Source organism: Magnetococcus marinus MC-1 (assembly GCF_000014865.1).
GTDB lineage: Bacteria > Pseudomonadota > Magnetococcia > Magnetococcales > Magnetococcaceae > Magnetococcus > Magnetococcus marinus.
The window spans coordinates 2,065,247-2,079,201 of sequence record NC_008576.1 but is presented as its reverse complement, the minus strand read 5'-3'; the positions used below and the strand labels follow the sequence as shown (position 1 = coordinate 2,079,201).

Annotated in this window: 14 protein-coding genes; 5 read left to right on the top strand and 9 right to left on the bottom strand. The window is 54.6% G+C overall.

What is annotated here, in order from left to right:
• Positions 1-2 precede the first annotated feature (2 nt).
• Entirely contained in the window at positions 3-674 is a 672-nt protein-coding gene (locus MMC1_RS08555; protein WP_011713333.1) for a hypothetical protein, read from the bottom strand.
• Between the two features lie 284 nt (positions 675-958).
• Here MMC1_RS08555 and MMC1_RS19915 point away from each other — a divergent pair, with 284 nt between their 5' ends.
• Positions 959-2,413, top strand: a complete 1,455-nt coding sequence (locus tag MMC1_RS19915; RefSeq protein ID WP_160162683.1) for a formylglycine-generating enzyme family protein — start codon at positions 959-961, stop codon at positions 2,411-2,413.
• A 98-nt stretch (positions 2,414-2,511) separates the two neighbouring features.
• Here the strand turns inward: MMC1_RS19915 and MMC1_RS08545 are convergent, their stop codons facing one another.
• From MMC1_RS08545 to lolA, 6 genes are all read right to left on the bottom strand, one after another.
• The gene (locus MMC1_RS08545; protein WP_011713331.1) at positions 2,512-3,504 is read right to left on the bottom strand and encodes a tyrosine-type recombinase/integrase; all 993 of its coding nucleotides are present in this window, start codon (positions 3,502-3,504) and stop codon (positions 2,512-2,514) included.
• Between the two features lie 173 nt (positions 3,505-3,677).
• Positions 3,678-4,049, bottom strand: coding sequence for a fluoride efflux transporter CrcB (gene crcB, locus MMC1_RS08540; protein ID WP_011713330.1), 372 nt, complete (start codon positions 4,047-4,049; stop codon positions 3,678-3,680).
• Positions 4,040-5,383 (bottom strand): replication-associated recombination protein A, encoded by a 1,344-nt coding sequence (locus tag MMC1_RS08535; RefSeq protein WP_011713329.1) that lies wholly within the window; start codon positions 5,381-5,383, stop codon positions 4,040-4,042. Before MMC1_RS08535 ends, crcB begins: the two co-directional genes overlap by 10 nt.
• 2 nt (positions 5,384-5,385) lie before the next feature.
• Entirely contained in the window at positions 5,386-6,879 is a 1,494-nt protein-coding gene (gene rimO / locus MMC1_RS08530) for a 30S ribosomal protein S12 methylthiotransferase RimO (RefSeq protein WP_049757644.1), read from the bottom strand.
• A gap of 30 nt (positions 6,880-6,909) precedes the next feature.
• Positions 6,910-7,395 carry a YajQ family cyclic di-GMP-binding protein gene (locus tag MMC1_RS08525; protein ID WP_011713327.1) on the bottom strand — a complete coding sequence of 162 codons (486 nt, stop codon included), beginning with the start codon at positions 7,393-7,395 and terminating at the stop codon, positions 6,910-6,912.
• 104 nt (positions 7,396-7,499) lie between these two features.
• Positions 7,500-8,171 (bottom strand): outer membrane lipoprotein periplasmic chaperone LolA, encoded by a 672-nt coding sequence (gene lolA, locus MMC1_RS08520; RefSeq protein WP_011713326.1) that lies wholly within the window; start codon positions 8,169-8,171, stop codon positions 7,500-7,502.
• Between the two features lie 432 nt (positions 8,172-8,603).
• Here lolA and MMC1_RS08515 point away from each other — a divergent pair, with 432 nt between their 5' ends.
• Positions 8,604-9,092, top strand: a complete 489-nt coding sequence (locus MMC1_RS08515; protein WP_011713325.1) for a hypothetical protein — start codon at positions 8,604-8,606, stop codon at positions 9,090-9,092.
• Positions 9,093-9,140: 48 nt separating this feature from the next.
• Here the strand turns inward: MMC1_RS08515 and MMC1_RS08510 are convergent, their stop codons facing one another.
• On the bottom strand, positions 9,141-9,689 hold the full coding sequence (locus MMC1_RS08510) for a hypothetical protein (RefSeq protein WP_011713324.1): 549 nt from the start codon (positions 9,687-9,689) through the stop codon (positions 9,141-9,143).
• A 635-nt stretch (positions 9,690-10,324) separates the two neighbouring features.
• Between MMC1_RS08510 and MMC1_RS08505 the strand changes: the two genes are divergently transcribed.
• Positions 10,325-11,311 carry an MBL fold metallo-hydrolase gene (locus MMC1_RS08505; RefSeq protein WP_011713323.1) on the top strand — a complete coding sequence of 329 codons (987 nt, stop codon included), beginning with the start codon at positions 10,325-10,327 and terminating at the stop codon, positions 11,309-11,311.
• Here MMC1_RS08505 and MMC1_RS08500 read toward each other — a convergent pair.
• Positions 11,308-12,711, bottom strand: coding sequence for a sigma-54 interaction domain-containing protein (locus MMC1_RS08500; protein ID WP_011713322.1), 1,404 nt, complete (start codon positions 12,709-12,711; stop codon positions 11,308-11,310). The two genes, MMC1_RS08505 and MMC1_RS08500, sit on opposite strands and share 4 nt — an antisense overlap.
• Before the next feature lie 220 nt (positions 12,712-12,931).
• On the opposite strand from MMC1_RS08500, the gene MMC1_RS08495 reads away from it, so the two are divergent.
• Both MMC1_RS08495 and MMC1_RS21890 read left to right on the top strand, forming a co-directional pair.
• Positions 12,932-13,234: a hypothetical protein gene (locus tag MMC1_RS08495; protein WP_011713321.1), complete on the top strand. Its 303-nt coding sequence runs from the start codon at positions 12,932-12,934 to the stop codon at positions 13,232-13,234.
• 215 nt (positions 13,235-13,449) lie between these two features.
• A complete protein-coding gene (locus tag MMC1_RS21890) occupies positions 13,450-13,923 on the top strand; it encodes a hypothetical protein (protein WP_011713320.1) in 474 nt (157 codons plus the stop codon).
• The last annotated feature ends 32 nt before the right edge of the window (positions 13,924-13,955 follow it).

Below are 13,955 nucleotides of genomic sequence, written 5' to 3'. Positions count from 1 at the left end.
AGCTAAGAAGAGATCGCCTGCTGAGCCTCTTTTTGCGCCTGATAGTGGTCCAGGTCAGCTTGCAGCGCCTCCCGACTAAACCACCACTCTTGCCCCACCATGGCCTCAATCATCTCCATGATAAAGGGGATAAAATGATCAGGCTGGTCCAATTTATGTTCGGCCACCCAATTTTGAAACCCTTCATCATTGTCGATTCCGGCTCCTTCTTTGGCGGCCAATTCAAACATTTGCTGCACCTGACTCACCGCCAGCGCATGTTCTGGATCATCCAAACCACGATGTTGACACATGAGGTTGGCTAACGAAGCCAATGGCCCAGCCAATAGGTGCCGCTCACCCAGCATGGTTTGCAGAGCTGACAGTGAGGTTGTGACATCCAATATAGGAATTTCCGCTTTAAGGGCCACCCAGATACGCTGTCCCATGGCCGCATGGACCTTAGGGTTACTTTCACGGGTGGAGAGATAGACCAGGGTATCAAACACCCGCTCCCACTGACCCGCGCGGGAGAGTTGGGTTACGGCATTCACATTAATGGCCCAATCTTCTTCTGGGCTGCGCCCATCCTCTTCGGCCTCTTCCACCAATCCTTTTTCTTGGGCAAAGGTTTTGCCACGCGCCACTTCGATATTAAAGATGCCCCGCTTGGCACCCGCCTGTTGATCGCTCATAAACCGCTCCTTCGCCGGCAAAAGACGACAAGCCCTGCCGAGATTTATCCGCTTCACTCTTGGTACCCGATTCAACGAACCGAACCAAACCATTTTTTTAACTTCTATCGCTGCCCCTTGCCCCTAGGTTATGGTAGGCTGTTTGCAGGAGAATGGCAAAACAGGATCCTACATAATAGAGATGGAAAGAGACATTGAGAGACTTATTAACCACCATATTTAAACTCCAAGCCAAGCGAGCTTTTCAAACCCCAGCTCAGGTTCATTTTTCCATGGTTGGCCCCATGTTAAAAACCTTAGGCTGGGCTATAGAAAACCCTATGGAGGTCGAGAGCATTCAACCTCAGAGTGACGGAGCAGGCAACCTGTTCCCTGGTTTTTTATTAAAAATTGAAAATAAGCTGGCCTGTTCTATTGAAGTCCACCCTATCGGCTCGGTGGATAAAAACGTGCGCCCCTCGCTCTCTGCCGAAGCCCCTTTCCATCTTTTGACCGATGGCCGTGTGTGGCGCTGCTTCTATCAATCCGAGCCAGGGGACGAACCGGTACCGTTTAAAGCCTTTGAACTTAGACCAGAAACCATGGCCGATGCCATGAACCTCTTATTGGGGGTTTATCAGCGGGATGCCCAGGCCACCGGGGCGGCGGCGCAAAAAATCAATAAAAACCGTCAAAGCCAGACCAACAAAAAGCTTGATGCTCTGCGCAGTTTAATTTCTAAAGCTGAGCAGATCTGTGCCAAGCCGCCCCACCCCAAGATGGATCAAGCCATGATCCACTTGATTAAAAAGGCGGGCTGGACGGGCATCTCCCGGGCCGACCTGGACCAGGTGCTTGAGGAGTATAGCCCACCGCCCCCGCCTGAGCCCAGCTTTGACGACGACCCCATTTTTGGCATGCCCAGTGACGACCATGACAGTGCATCTACCCCCTTACCGGCACAGCCAGCCAGACCCAGGTCGCAAACAGAAAACTGGATTGAGCCTGTTACGGGTATGGAGTTTATCTGGGTGCAGGGCGGCACTTTTATCATGGGCAGTCCAGATAGTGAACCGGGGCGGCAAAAAGATGAGGGGCCCACCCATCAGGTTACCCTGGATGGCTACTGGCTCAGCAAATTTCCGTTGACCCTACCTCAGTGGCAGATGGTCATGGAGGGCGGTCCGCGCATGGGTGGCACCCCCCCTTCACCAGGGGATAAAGAGAAACCGCCTCAGCTACCGGCTGATACTATTTTATATGAAGAGTTACAGGCTTTTATGGATAAACTAGTCATGCTAGGCGGGGGTTCATCTCGCCTGCGTATTCCGACGGAAGCCGAGTGGGAATATGCCTGTCGCGCCGGCTCCCAATGGCGCTACTTTTTTGACCCAAAGAGTAAAAGCCAGCAGTTGGAAGATTATGCCTGGATGGTCACCAACTCAGGCAACGAGGTACAACCGGTGGGGGCCAAACAGCCCAATCCATGGGGGTTTCACGATATGTTAGGCTTGGTGTGGGAGTGGGTTTCTGACAACTACGCCCTCTATAGCTCGGTCGCGGCCACCAACCCCATTGGCCCCACCAGCAGCTCAAGAGAGGCGGTCCATGTGCGCCGAGGCGGTAGTTTTCGCAGCAATGCCAAAGCGTGTCGCTGCGCCCGCCGCAATCCTGCCAAGGTAGATTCCCTTGAACTGCAAAACAGCGGCGGTGTGGGCGTTCGTTTTGCCCGCTTTATCCCGCAAGAGGGCGAACAGTAACCCCATTATCCTCGGTAATACTCAAAAAAAAGGGGGCAACGCCTAAGCTTGCCCCCTTTTTTTATCATCAACCAGCCCCATCACCTTATCCGGCAGGTTTAAGCCCGCTTACCGGGCTTGTGGAGCATCACCCGGGTTAAGGGGGATTCGGCCAAATCTTCATTATCCGCCAAAGCGCGTTTTTGCTGGTGGTAGCGGCTCACCATGACGGGGGAGCGCCAACCGCCAGCCTGCATGACCTCTTTAAGACGAAAGCCCTCTTTCATCATATCGCCAGCGGCGCCCACCCGGCAGGAGAGACCGGAGATTCCTTCAGGGTCCAGCCCTGCTTGGCGCGCCAAGCGTTTAAAAGCGCGCACCAAGCCCCGATCACTCAGGCGATCTCCGATGACACCTGCCCGGTCTATGGAACGGAACATAGGACCTGTAGAGGTGTTAGAAGCCCGCATCCATGCTTCGACAGCCCGCACCGTATCGGGCGCAATACAGCGGGTGGTAGGCAGGGCCAAATCATCCTCACTGTGGCAGGTAACGGTGGCAAAGCCGTCCCGTCCAAAGTGAAAATTTGCCACATCCAAGGCCACCATTTCGGTACGCCGCAGCATGGTGTCATAAGCCACCATAAGCAGCGCCACATCGCGCAGATCCCGTGTTGAACCCAGCGTGGCCTGCACCATACGTTGCACCATCTCACGGGTAATGGGACGGGTCCCTTTGCTGGGGCGTTCACACTGGTCAGCGGCCTTGCGCAGACTCTCCCTCACCTCGGGCGAATGGGCGGGGTTACACATTTCCACGGCGCTGTGCAGGGTTGAGATGCTCGAAACATAGCGGCGCACAGTGGCCAGGGCTTTATCCTGGATCATCGCTTCAATGTAGCCTGTCACGGTCTCTGGGCTAGCTGGCAGAGCCTTAACCCCTTGCTGCTGGCACCATTGGACAAAGCGTTTCGCATCGCTACTCCGCGCTTTATGGGTTCGATCTGCGGGACAGGCGGCCACGCCATCCTGGCGCAAAAGTTGGTCAATTTTGTTTAAATCATTAGCAATCAGGCAGTGCCCGTCACCAAACGGATTCTCCATCTTATGCATCGCTTGTATCCTCATTTTAGCTTAACGGCAGCGTTGGGAGATACGGTAGCGGTGCGACATTACTCATGTATGGGCGTTTGGTTACAAACAGGTAACGAGAAGGAAGACACTTCGTATTAATTGGACATGTCCAGTAAATGTGACACAACCGCCACCTACCGGACACGTTTTCATCAAATGAGGCGCCCTACCACCAGCCCCAGATAGGCCGCCAGCACGCAGAGCAACACACTACTAAGCATATTCAGTAGGGCCAGGGACCAGCTACCACTTTGCATAAGATTAAGTGTTTCTAAGGAGAAAGTGGAGAAGGTGGTAAAGGCACCCAATCCCCCCACCAGCACCAGGGGTTTGAGTGCTTCAGGCACCATCAAGCGTTGGGTAAACAGGTAGAACAGCAGACCCATTATAAACGAGCCCAGCAGATTGACACTCAAGGTCCCCCAAGGAAAAGCCCGCCCCAGCCAAGCATAGACCGCATTGGAGAGCACATACCGGGCCACCGCCCCTATCGCCCCCCCCAGGGCCACCCATGCTATTTGCATGCCTTGCCCTCCTCTTTAGCCTGCTCCCGCAGTTTATCCCAATAGGCCATACGTTTGGCAATATCCCGCTCAAAGCCACGCTCGACGGGATAATAAAAGCGCTCCCCTTGCAGGGCATCGGGCAGGTATTGTTGGGCCACGAAGCCCTCTTCATAGTCATGGGCGTATTGGTAGCCTACCCCATAACCCAGGGCCTGCATGGTCGCGGTTGGCGCATTAAGGATATGCTTAGGCGGGGCCATCGCGCCACTTTCGATGGCGCGTTTACGGGCGGCTTTAAAGGCGGTGTAGACACTATTACTTTTAGGCGCGGTGGCCAGATAGACCACGCACTGGGCCAGGGCCAACTCCCCCTCTGGCGCACCCAAAAAATGGTAGGCATCGCGGGCATCCATGGCCAAGCTCAAGGCGCGGGGGTCGGCGTTACCCACATCTTCGGTGGCAAAACGCACCAAGCGGCGAGCAATATAGAGCCCCTCTTCGCCCCCTTCCAACATACGCGCCAGCCAATAGAGGGCGGCATCCACATCGGAGCCACGCAGGGATTTATGCAGGGCTGAGATCAGGTTGTAGTGACCATCCCCAGCCTTATCATAGAGCGCGGCCCGGCGTTGCAGGGAATTTTTTAAGCGCTCCAGGGTGAGTTGTGAACCTCGCGCCACGCCACTTTTGGCGGCCAACTCCACAAAGGTTTCCAGCAGATTAAGGGCATACCGTCCATCTCCGGCGGCCAGTTGGGCCATATGCTGGAGCGCCTCGGGCTCTACGGCCAGTTTATAGCGCTCCAACCCCCGCTCTTGATCCACCAGCGCCCGCTGCAACAGCGTGACGAGCGCCGCTTCATGCAAAGGTTTGAGCTCCACCACCCGACAACGCGAGAGCAGCGCCCCATTGAGTTCAAAGGAGGGGTTTTCGGTGGTCGCCCCAATCAGAATAATATCGCCGCTCTCCACATAGGGCAGAAAGGCGTCCTGCTGGGCCTTATTAAAGCGGTGGATTTCATCGACAAAGAGGATGGTGCCCTGCCCCAGCACCCGCGCCTCACGGGCCCGGTCCACCACTAAGCGCACCTCTTTTACCCCCGCCAGCACCGCAGAGAGGGATTCAAAACGCAGCGTTACCTGGGTTGCGATCATGCGGGCGATGGTGGTTTTACCACAGCCCGGCGGCCCCCATAGGATCATGGAGGGAATATGCCCCGAGCACAGGGCCTCATGCAAAATACGCCCTTCATCGGCCAGCTCTTCCTGTCCCACCAGTTCGGCCAAGTCACGGGGACGCATACGCTCCGCTAGGGGAGCCCGCAGAGGCTCATCTTGCAGGGTTTTAGCCACCGTCAAGCGAGCTCCTCATCGGGGGGCAGATCATCGACCTCCAGCAGATCCCCATAGAGGTCATAGCCCAACACCTGGGTGATGGCTACTGGCACAAAGATGCCCATCTCCAGCTCTTCGTTGCACTGGATCAACACCTGACCATCCACTTCGGGGGCTTGCGCCCAAAAACGCCCCACGAAGCAGGCGTGTTCTTCATCGTAAGACTCCACCAAGACCGCCACAATCTCCCCGACCCAGCGCTGCAATCGGGCGCTGGTAATGGGCTGTTGCAGGGCCATGAGTTGGTCACGCCGCGCCTCGGCCACTCGGGCATCCACCTTATCCGGTAGATCATAGGCAGCGGTGCCCTGCTCATCGGAGTAGGTAAACACCCCCACCCAGTCCAATTGGCTCTCTTGAATAAAGTCCAGCAGGGTTTGAAACTCCGCCTCGCTCTCACCGGGAAAACCCACGATAAAGGTTGAGCGTAGAATGGCGTCTGGCACGCTGGCACGCACATCTTTAACCAGTTGCCGCACCGTCTCCAACCGCTCGCTGCGCTGCATACGTTTAAGCACCTGCGAATCGGCATGCTGCAAGGGAATATCAAAATAGGGCAGCAGCCGATCCTCACGGGCGATCAGCTGCAACAGCTCCTTTTTGACCAGCGTGGGGTAGAGATAGAGCATACGAATCCAGGGTGCTTCGCAACTGGCAAGGATGCGCTGCAACAGCTCGGTTAAGCTGCTACGCTGGGGCAGATCTCGCCCATACCAGGTGGTATCCTGGGAAACCAAGATCAGCTCATGGCATCCCTCATCGGTGAGTAAAGCCACTTCGGCGGCAATATCATCCAGGGTGCGACTACGAAACGGCCCGCGCAGCTTGGGTATAATGCAGAAGGTACAGCTATTGTTACACCCTTCCGCAATTTTCACGTAGGCGCTGCTCTCGCCGGTGGTGATTAAGCGCGGCACGTCATGGCTGGCGGCGGCATCGGGTTCGGTCACGTGGTCGACGGTCTGGGGCGCTTTGGCCTCCAGTAGCGGGATAAGGGTATCGTAGTGACCGGCCCCCAGCAGCAGATCAATCTGGGGGTGATCTTCCAACAGCTTGGCCCCATACCGCTGGGAGAGACAGCCGGTCACAATCAGTTTTTTATGGGGGTAGAGCTGTTTGATGTGGGCCATTTCATCAATGCTCTCGCGGGACTCCCGTTCGGCATCGGCAATAAAGCCGCAGGTATTGACCACCAGCAGATCGGCCTCCAACGGATCGGCGACCAGCAGGTAACCCTCACGCACAAAGCGGCCCAGCATCTGTTCCGAATCCACCGTATTTTTGGAACAGCCCAAGGAGATCACCCCCACGGTGCCTTTGGCATTGGCCAACTGTTCAGGACTATAACGGGGCTCGGCAGGTTCTGCGTCGGCGTCCAAATCCACATCCAGATCCAGATCCCCAAGATCCAGTTCCAGTTCCATCCCTGGCAGGGCGGGATTTTCACCACTCATGGGCTACACTCTCTCTTGGCAACGGGGCGATTAATCGCGAAAGTTATTAAACTGCAAAGGCTGTTCAAAACTTTGACTTTTCAATAGGGCGATGGCCTCTTGCAGATCGTCCCGTTTTTTACCGGTGACGCGTACTTGGTCACCTTGGATAGCCGCCTGCACCTTAAGTTTGGCATTTTTGATGGTCTTGACAATCTTTTTGGCAAACTCGCTCTCGATCCCCTGTTTGACGGTAACATTTTGACGCACCATGGCACCGGAGGCGGGTTCGACGGTACCAAAATCGAGAAAATGGGGGTCCACACTGCGCCGCACCATTTTGCCTTTAAGCACCTCGGTGACTTGTTCCAACTTATAGGCGTCATCCGCCAGGATGGTAATCACGGCATCTTCGCGGGTCAGGGTGCTTTTAGAGCCTTTAAAATCATAACGGGTGGTAATCTCTTTTACCGTCTGGTTAACCGCATTATCCACCTCTTGCAGGTCTACTTCTGAAACGATGTCAAAGGAGGGCATGGAAACCTCGTCATTGTGGTTAAAAATGGGTGATGGTGGCCTGCTCTCCACGGGCCGTTGGGGGCGATGATAGCACAACAGGCCGGTCTCATGGCAGTGGTGCATTACCCTTCGATTAAATCAGCCCCTTTGGGGATTTGGAACTCAAAACGGCTTTCGTCCACCCTTTGGTTCATGCGCATACCTACAAACTGAAAATAGGAGCGGTTGCCAAGGGTATCGGTAACTTGAAAAAACTGAATCTCTTGGCCGCTTTTATCCAGGGTGATGGCCACCTCTTTAAAGTGAGCCGCTTCGGCCTTGGGGCTTAGAAAGACCGTATCGAGGTCCAATTTTTCATTGTGTACGACTTTGGTAAAAAAGCTTTCAGCAATACGGCTTTTAGAAACCAAAAAGGCTGCTGGAGCCCGGTCTAGCCGGTCGGCACTGATGCGTGTAACCTGCTGCAATTCAGGTTCGTGCAGCCAGACCGTTTTACCGTCACAGACGATATGTTGCACTTCTGGGCTTTCATAATCCCAGCGGAATTTACCGGGGCGCAGGGCCAAAAAACGGCCACGACTCTCTTCGATCTCTGTGCTATCATTACTGCGTACCCGCTGGATAAAAGTGGCCTCCATGGTGGTAATACCATCCACAAAGGCTTGCAGACGCACCACCGCAGCATGGGGGGTTGCCTCAGCTTTTGGCACATCTTGTGGCTCGGCAGCCCAGCCGAGCGGCACCCACCACATGACCAGCAGAACCCACAGGGGCCTTATCCACGGTCTGGACATAAGCTTTACTCCCAAAGACGACAGATCTATGAACCGGTGATTTTCCCACGCCACCGAACCGTGGGCAAGCCTCTTCATACCATCATTTTTCAGGAAGGTGGCACGCCCTTTGCCTCTAAACCTATACGAAGTCATGTTGGCTAGGAAAGGTTTGCGTCATTTTTCTGGAGCAAAGCTTTAGAAAGCCGTGGGACGGCTGGTGGCTTAAAGGGGGTTTGCTACGCTGTGCGCAGGTCAATTTTAAGGGCTAAAATTGGCATCAAGCCTTACAGTATCAGCACATTTATAGGGTGATTTCACGCTCTAGGGTGTCTAAGACCCTATTCTATAGGCTAACCCACAGCCGGATGTGGGTACTCTGCCACGTGGCAAAAATTCAAGGGTTGGCAACCGTCAATCTTTTTGCGCAGAAAATTTGGGGGGATGGGGGATATGGAGATGCTTCCTACGCGGCTCAGCAAGCCCGAGGCACGCACCGAGTCAATCAGCATGGTTTACAACCATAAGCTGCTGGAACTCCCCATGGGGGACCTCTACCGACGTTTACAACAACAGAGCCAGTTAAGCGATGCCCTGCATGAGCTCTTGCAGTGGTTAAACAACTGGATGCCCGTACAGTTGGTGGCCTATTGGAACCCTCGTTTAGGCCCCTTTTTACTGGCTTTAAAACAGCCCACCACGCTGGACCCTGCGCAGATTCAAGGGGTGGAGCAGCTTTTTCATAGCCCCAACCCGCGTCTTAACCATTGGCGACAGGCGGGACTAAACTACCATTTATGGAGTAATGCCCCCCTACCCAGCCTATGCCGTCTGCTGCTGGTTGAGCCCCACGGGGCCATGAGTGTGGAGGATTCCAACCGGCTCCTTAAGACCCTTGGCGAAGCGCTTTCCACCAGCATAAAACAGCATCAAGCGGTCTAGACCGCCTACCCGCTTAGAGCAATACGGTCATCCGCTCAGGCGACCTCTCTACACGCCGTCATCGGCTTGCATCCAATCTTGCAACGCCTCTCTGGCGGCCTGCAAGTCATCTTCGTTCAAACGCCCAGCCGCGCGATTTTCCCGCATACTTGCCAAAAATTTAGACTGGTTTCCAGGCGTTGCCCGCATATGTTTCAATACCCCATAGACCACAGCCCCCCGTTTACTAACGGTTAGCGAGCCAGCATGGCGTGACCAAGGGCTATCTTTGATCACAGCGTGCTGACCATCATCATGCAGGGTAAACTGAGCCTCAACCATGGGGCGGGTTTGACCATCTCGGCCATAGGTTGCCACCTGACTTTGCCGAGGAGAGAGCAAAGCGGGCACCCCCTCCCCCCGCAGCCAACGCAGCATGCGCATGGCGGTACGGCTTAGGGTGACGCGTACCGCATCGCTCAACCAGGGTGAGATTTCCCCAAAGTTCCATCCCCGCGAGGGATGGGCACGGGCGACCGCCTCGGTACGCCCCTGATCCAAGGGGGCATAGCGCACATCTCCACCGGTACCCACGGTCTTGGCGCGGATAAAATCCATGACAACCTATACCTCAGAGACCGCAAAACGCCCCACCGTTCCTTGTGCAGGCCCCCTTATGGCATCTGTATGCGCGTTGCTCTTGGGTCCCTTTAATCTTTACAAAAGATAAGGTGGCACCCGGTCCGCAGCCCAGCCACGGACCGGTGCACGAGAGCATCATGCTCTCCCCTTGCAGTCTGTTAAAAGCCGGGATTGTTCGGCTGCTCCCAACCGAACAATCCGCGTCAAAGCATTATGGGGTAACCTACCCATGGCAGCTTCCAACACACTGTTTGGCCTTCTAACGGCTCAATGGCCTTGGGCCTTGGTTAGCATAACAAAGCATTTACGATGCCAACCATGATATATTCAATATTATAACGTAGTTACCAACACACCTTCACCAACTCAGCACAGAATAATCCGCACTCATTGGAAAAAAATCCCCCCTCGTACGGCAAACTTTGCCTCGTTTAACGAGTATGTTTTCAACCGCCCTACGAACGCTCGGCGGTCCATCACACACCGTTTTACATAGAGAGGCTTGATCCCTTAGCAGCGGTTCGTCATTATGGAGGGATAAGGTTATATAATGTGGGGTTCTTGACCGTTAACCGGATCGCCGCATTGTTAAAGAGAGGATTGCGCTCATCATGACCCGCCCCACCCCCTTTACCGAACTTGGTCACGGCATCACCTGCATTGATGCCGATTTTCATCGTCCTGGCATGGCCGCCTGTTACCTTATGGTAGAGGGCAGCCGGGCTGCCTTTATCGAGACGGGCACCCGCTATTCGGTAGCGGCCATGGTGCAGGCCCTGGAACACAACCGCATCCTGCCCACTGAGGTTGAGTATGTCATCATTACCCATGTGCATCTGGATCATGCGGGTGGTGCGGGGCAGTTGATGCAGTTAATGCCCAACGCCAAATTGGTGGTCCATCCACGGGGTGCGCGGCACATGATTGATCCGAGCAAACTGACGGAGAGCGCCAAACAGGTCTATGGGGAGGCCGCCTTTTTACGCACCTATGGGTCCATAGAACCCATCGCGGCAGAGCGGGTTATCGAAACCCAAGATGAGGATATTTTATCTTTGAATGGGCGGCCCTTGCAGTTTTTCGACACCCAAGGCCACGCCAAGCATCACTTTTGTGTGTGGGACGCCCACAGCCGAGGTATTTTTACCGGGGATACCTTTGGCATCTCCTACCGCGAGTTGGATTATCAAGGCAAGCACTTCCTGTTTCCCACCACCACCCCCACCCAGTTTGATCCCGAGCAGGCGCACAAAACGGTGGATCGTTTGGCGGGGCTCCATCCACAGCAGCTCTACCTTACCCACTTTGGCATGATCCCGTTTGAGAGGCGTCTGGTGGAGGATATGCATCGGCAGTTGCAGCACATTGAGCTGTTTACCCGTGCCGCGCCCGAAGATAAGACGCAACGCGCCCACTATTTACGTCAAGCCTGTATTGAGATGTATCGAAGTGAGTTGATGAACATCGGCCACCCATCTACCCAAGCGGCACAGTTGGTCGAGCAGTGGCTTATGATGGATATGGAGATCAACGCCCAGGGGTTGGAGGTGTGGTTGGAGATAGTTGCTCAACAACGCGCCAAAGGGGTGGTGGCCTAAGACGACCGCTCACAAACAAGCCTATCTTGTCCTGATTTTAGGCTGCCCGCCTCGGGGGTGGCTCTACCCGTGCTACGTTTTAATGCGGCTATTTTGCGTGTTAAGGTGCGCAGACTTACGCCCAGCGCTTGAGCGAGGTATTCCTGGTTACCCGTGTGTCTCTCAAGCAGGAACGAAAGATAGCGCTGTTCCAGTGCCTTTAATGAAAGGATCTTATCTTCCGGTGGTACAAAGTGGGGATGGATCGTCGGCGCGGCATCGGTGGCGGTGGTTTCGTGGCAGAGCGCGGGAAAATGATGGGTGGATAGCTGATTTTCAGAGCTTAGAATACGTGCCCTTTCCAGCAGGTTAAGCAACTCGCGAATGTTACCGGGAAAGGCGTAATTTTTCAGCAACTGCTCGGCACCTTGGCTGAGCCGTAGTTTACGTTCTGGGGCGACACGCATCAAAATGGAGTGGGCCAACAACCCAATATCCTGCCGTCTTTCTCTCAAAGCTGGCAGCTTAATGGGGAACGTGCTGATACGGTAGTAGAGATCCCGTCTGAACAGGCCCTGTGCCATCCTTTCGTCCAGGTTTCGGTTGGTCGCGCAGACGAGCCGAAAATCGGCTTTTTTCACCTCTGTCTCCCCAACCTTACGAAAGGTATGGGACTCTAACAAACGCAACAGTTTAACCTGTTGCAGCAGCGGCACATCACCAATTTCATCGAGAAACAGTGTGCCGCCTCTGGCGGCTTCGACCAGCCCTTGTTTATCGCTCAAAGCCCCGGTAAAAGCCCCCTTGCGGTGTCCAAACAACTCACTTTCAAACAGTGTTTCTGTCAACCCGCTGCACTCGACCGGCACAAAGGGACCATTGGCCCGGTTGCTGGCATCGTGTACAGCCCGTGCGATCAGCTCTTTACCTGTCCCGGACTCTCCCGTCAGCAGGACCGGCACACTCTCTGGTGCGACCTGATGCACCTTTTCCAACAAATTGATAAAGGCGTGGCTGGTTCCCACCAAACCATGGGCTTTGGGTTCGGCACTCGCGATAAAGGTGCGCCGCAACACTTCTTTGTAATAAAGCGCACTTTCGGCCCCGTCAAAAATCGGCTCAATTTCTACACGCACATACTCTTTACCATGAGCTAGGTGGTGTACATGCAACATCGTTGAGCGCACCCCCGATTGGATGCTCAATTTTAAGGGGCAACACTCGCCGACCTCGTCACAAGGGCGGTTAAATCCATGGGAAACGTCATAGCAAGCGCGTCCCGCCACCTCATGACCTTGATGAAATGCCGTGCGATAAGCGAGGTTGGTGGCAAGAATATGGTAGTTGGCATCCAACAGCGTGGCGGGATCCGTTTGGTAAAAAAGCGACTCCAGATGCTCTGGACGTGGCGTTACGCTCATAAACTCACCTCCATAGAGGACATTTTTGACATGTCATTCATAACACATATAGACATATATGTCTATATCGCAGAAACGCAAACCTCCTAATAAAAGAACATATCTATATGAAATATATTGAATTTACTAAAAATACCCGCAAACGTCAAAATAGGCATGCATTATGAGATGTAGAAGAGCAACAGCCGACCAAGTCGAACACGCACGGATGGAATGAGCGATGAACAGGGAAAGCGTTGCGATGGTTACGTTGGACAACTACCCAAAGATACACAACTGGCTGGCCGAACGGTTTAGCGGCTACCGGATCAATGTCGAAGCTTGGGTTGTAGCCGGTTTTCATCAATTACCAACATCGCCAACACCAGCAGCCGTTCTGCTACTGGAGCGGTGGATTGATACGTTTCTTCCAGAGCGTTTACGGGTGCAGCTTGTCCTGGATCTCGATCACGGAGCACGGGCGTCAAGCATGGGTTGCAGCTTGGTTCATGGTGCGTTTTCCGAGGAGCATTTGAGAACCTAAATCGCGGGATATACCCCTCGATCAAGGGAGATCTTTATCCCCTCGCCCGGTCTCAAGCAACCTTACAAGGAGGGGTACCATGTTACAGATACTCGGCATATTCATACTTTTCTTCGCCTTATGGTTGGCGGTTAAAAATGTTAAGGACAGCCTCGATTTTTTAAGGCGTCACCACTACTTTTTCTGACACTCCGTCAGCTAATGGAGGCGAAACCATGAACACCATACTGCCAAATGTGACCGTGCCCGCAGGCTGTGCCAACCCAAACCCGGCTGCCGCCCCTTTCCTAACCAAGGGCGGGCATGCTACGCCGGGAGCAACCGGCAACCTCACCAAGTCGGGCTCAGGGGCCATGGCGGGTGGGGCAGGTAAAAGCCCATTGGCGGCCAAAGCTGGTGCAGCAGGGTGCATGCAAAGCGGGGCGGGGAAGGTCACCGCTCAAATGGGTAAAGGAGCCATGGCTGCCAAGGCAGCCGGTAAAGGAGCCATGGCTGCCAAGGCAGCCGGTAAAGGAGCCATGGCCGCTCGGGCGGCGAGCAAAGGGGCGTTAACCGCTGGTGGTGGACAAGCCCTTATGCTTCCGGCTGCGGCTAGCGGCCTTTCTTTGGGACCTGCGCTACTGGTGCTCGGAATTGCGGGTGTATTGGGTTATGGGGTCTACCGTCTTGCCAAGAGGCAGACCCGTTGATGCTGGGCCAAAGCGGCAGGATGTCCCGACCG

Excerpts from the sequence above, each read along its gene's own strand:
- MMC1_RS08555 (WP_011713333.1), bottom strand. The coding sequence starts at position 674 with ATGAGCGATCAACAGGCGGGTGCCAAGCGGGGCATCTTTAATATCGAA.
- MMC1_RS19915 (WP_160162683.1), top strand. The coding sequence starts at position 959 with ATGTTAAAAACCTTAGGCTGGGCTATAGAAAACCCTATGGAGGTCGAG.
- MMC1_RS08545 (WP_011713331.1), bottom strand. The coding sequence starts at position 3,504 with ATGCATAAGATGGAGAATCCGTTTGGTGACGGGCACTGCCTGATTGCT.
- crcB (WP_011713330.1), bottom strand. The coding sequence starts at position 4,049 with ATGCAAATAGCATGGGTGGCCCTGGGGGGGGCGATAGGGGCGGTGGCC.
- rimO (WP_049757644.1), bottom strand. The coding sequence starts at position 6,879 with ATGAGTGGTGAAAATCCCGCCCTGCCAGGGATGGAACTGGAACTGGAT.
- MMC1_RS08525 (WP_011713327.1), bottom strand. The coding sequence starts at position 7,395 with ATGCCCTCCTTTGACATCGTTTCAGAAGTAGACCTGCAAGAGGTGGAT.
- lolA (WP_011713326.1), bottom strand. The coding sequence starts at position 8,171 with ATGTCCAGACCGTGGATAAGGCCCCTGTGGGTTCTGCTGGTCATGTGG.
- MMC1_RS08515 (WP_011713325.1), top strand. The coding sequence starts at position 8,604 with ATGGAGATGCTTCCTACGCGGCTCAGCAAGCCCGAGGCACGCACCGAG.
- MMC1_RS08510 (WP_011713324.1), bottom strand. The coding sequence starts at position 9,689 with ATGGATTTTATCCGCGCCAAGACCGTGGGTACCGGTGGAGATGTGCGC.
- MMC1_RS08505 (WP_011713323.1), top strand. The coding sequence starts at position 10,325 with ATGACCCGCCCCACCCCCTTTACCGAACTTGGTCACGGCATCACCTGC.
- MMC1_RS08500 (WP_011713322.1), bottom strand. The coding sequence starts at position 12,711 with ATGAGCGTAACGCCACGTCCAGAGCATCTGGAGTCGCTTTTTTACCAA.
- MMC1_RS08495 (WP_011713321.1), top strand. The coding sequence starts at position 12,932 with ATGAACAGGGAAAGCGTTGCGATGGTTACGTTGGACAACTACCCAAAG.
- MMC1_RS21890 (WP_011713320.1), top strand. The coding sequence starts at position 13,450 with ATGAACACCATACTGCCAAATGTGACCGTGCCCGCAGGCTGTGCCAAC.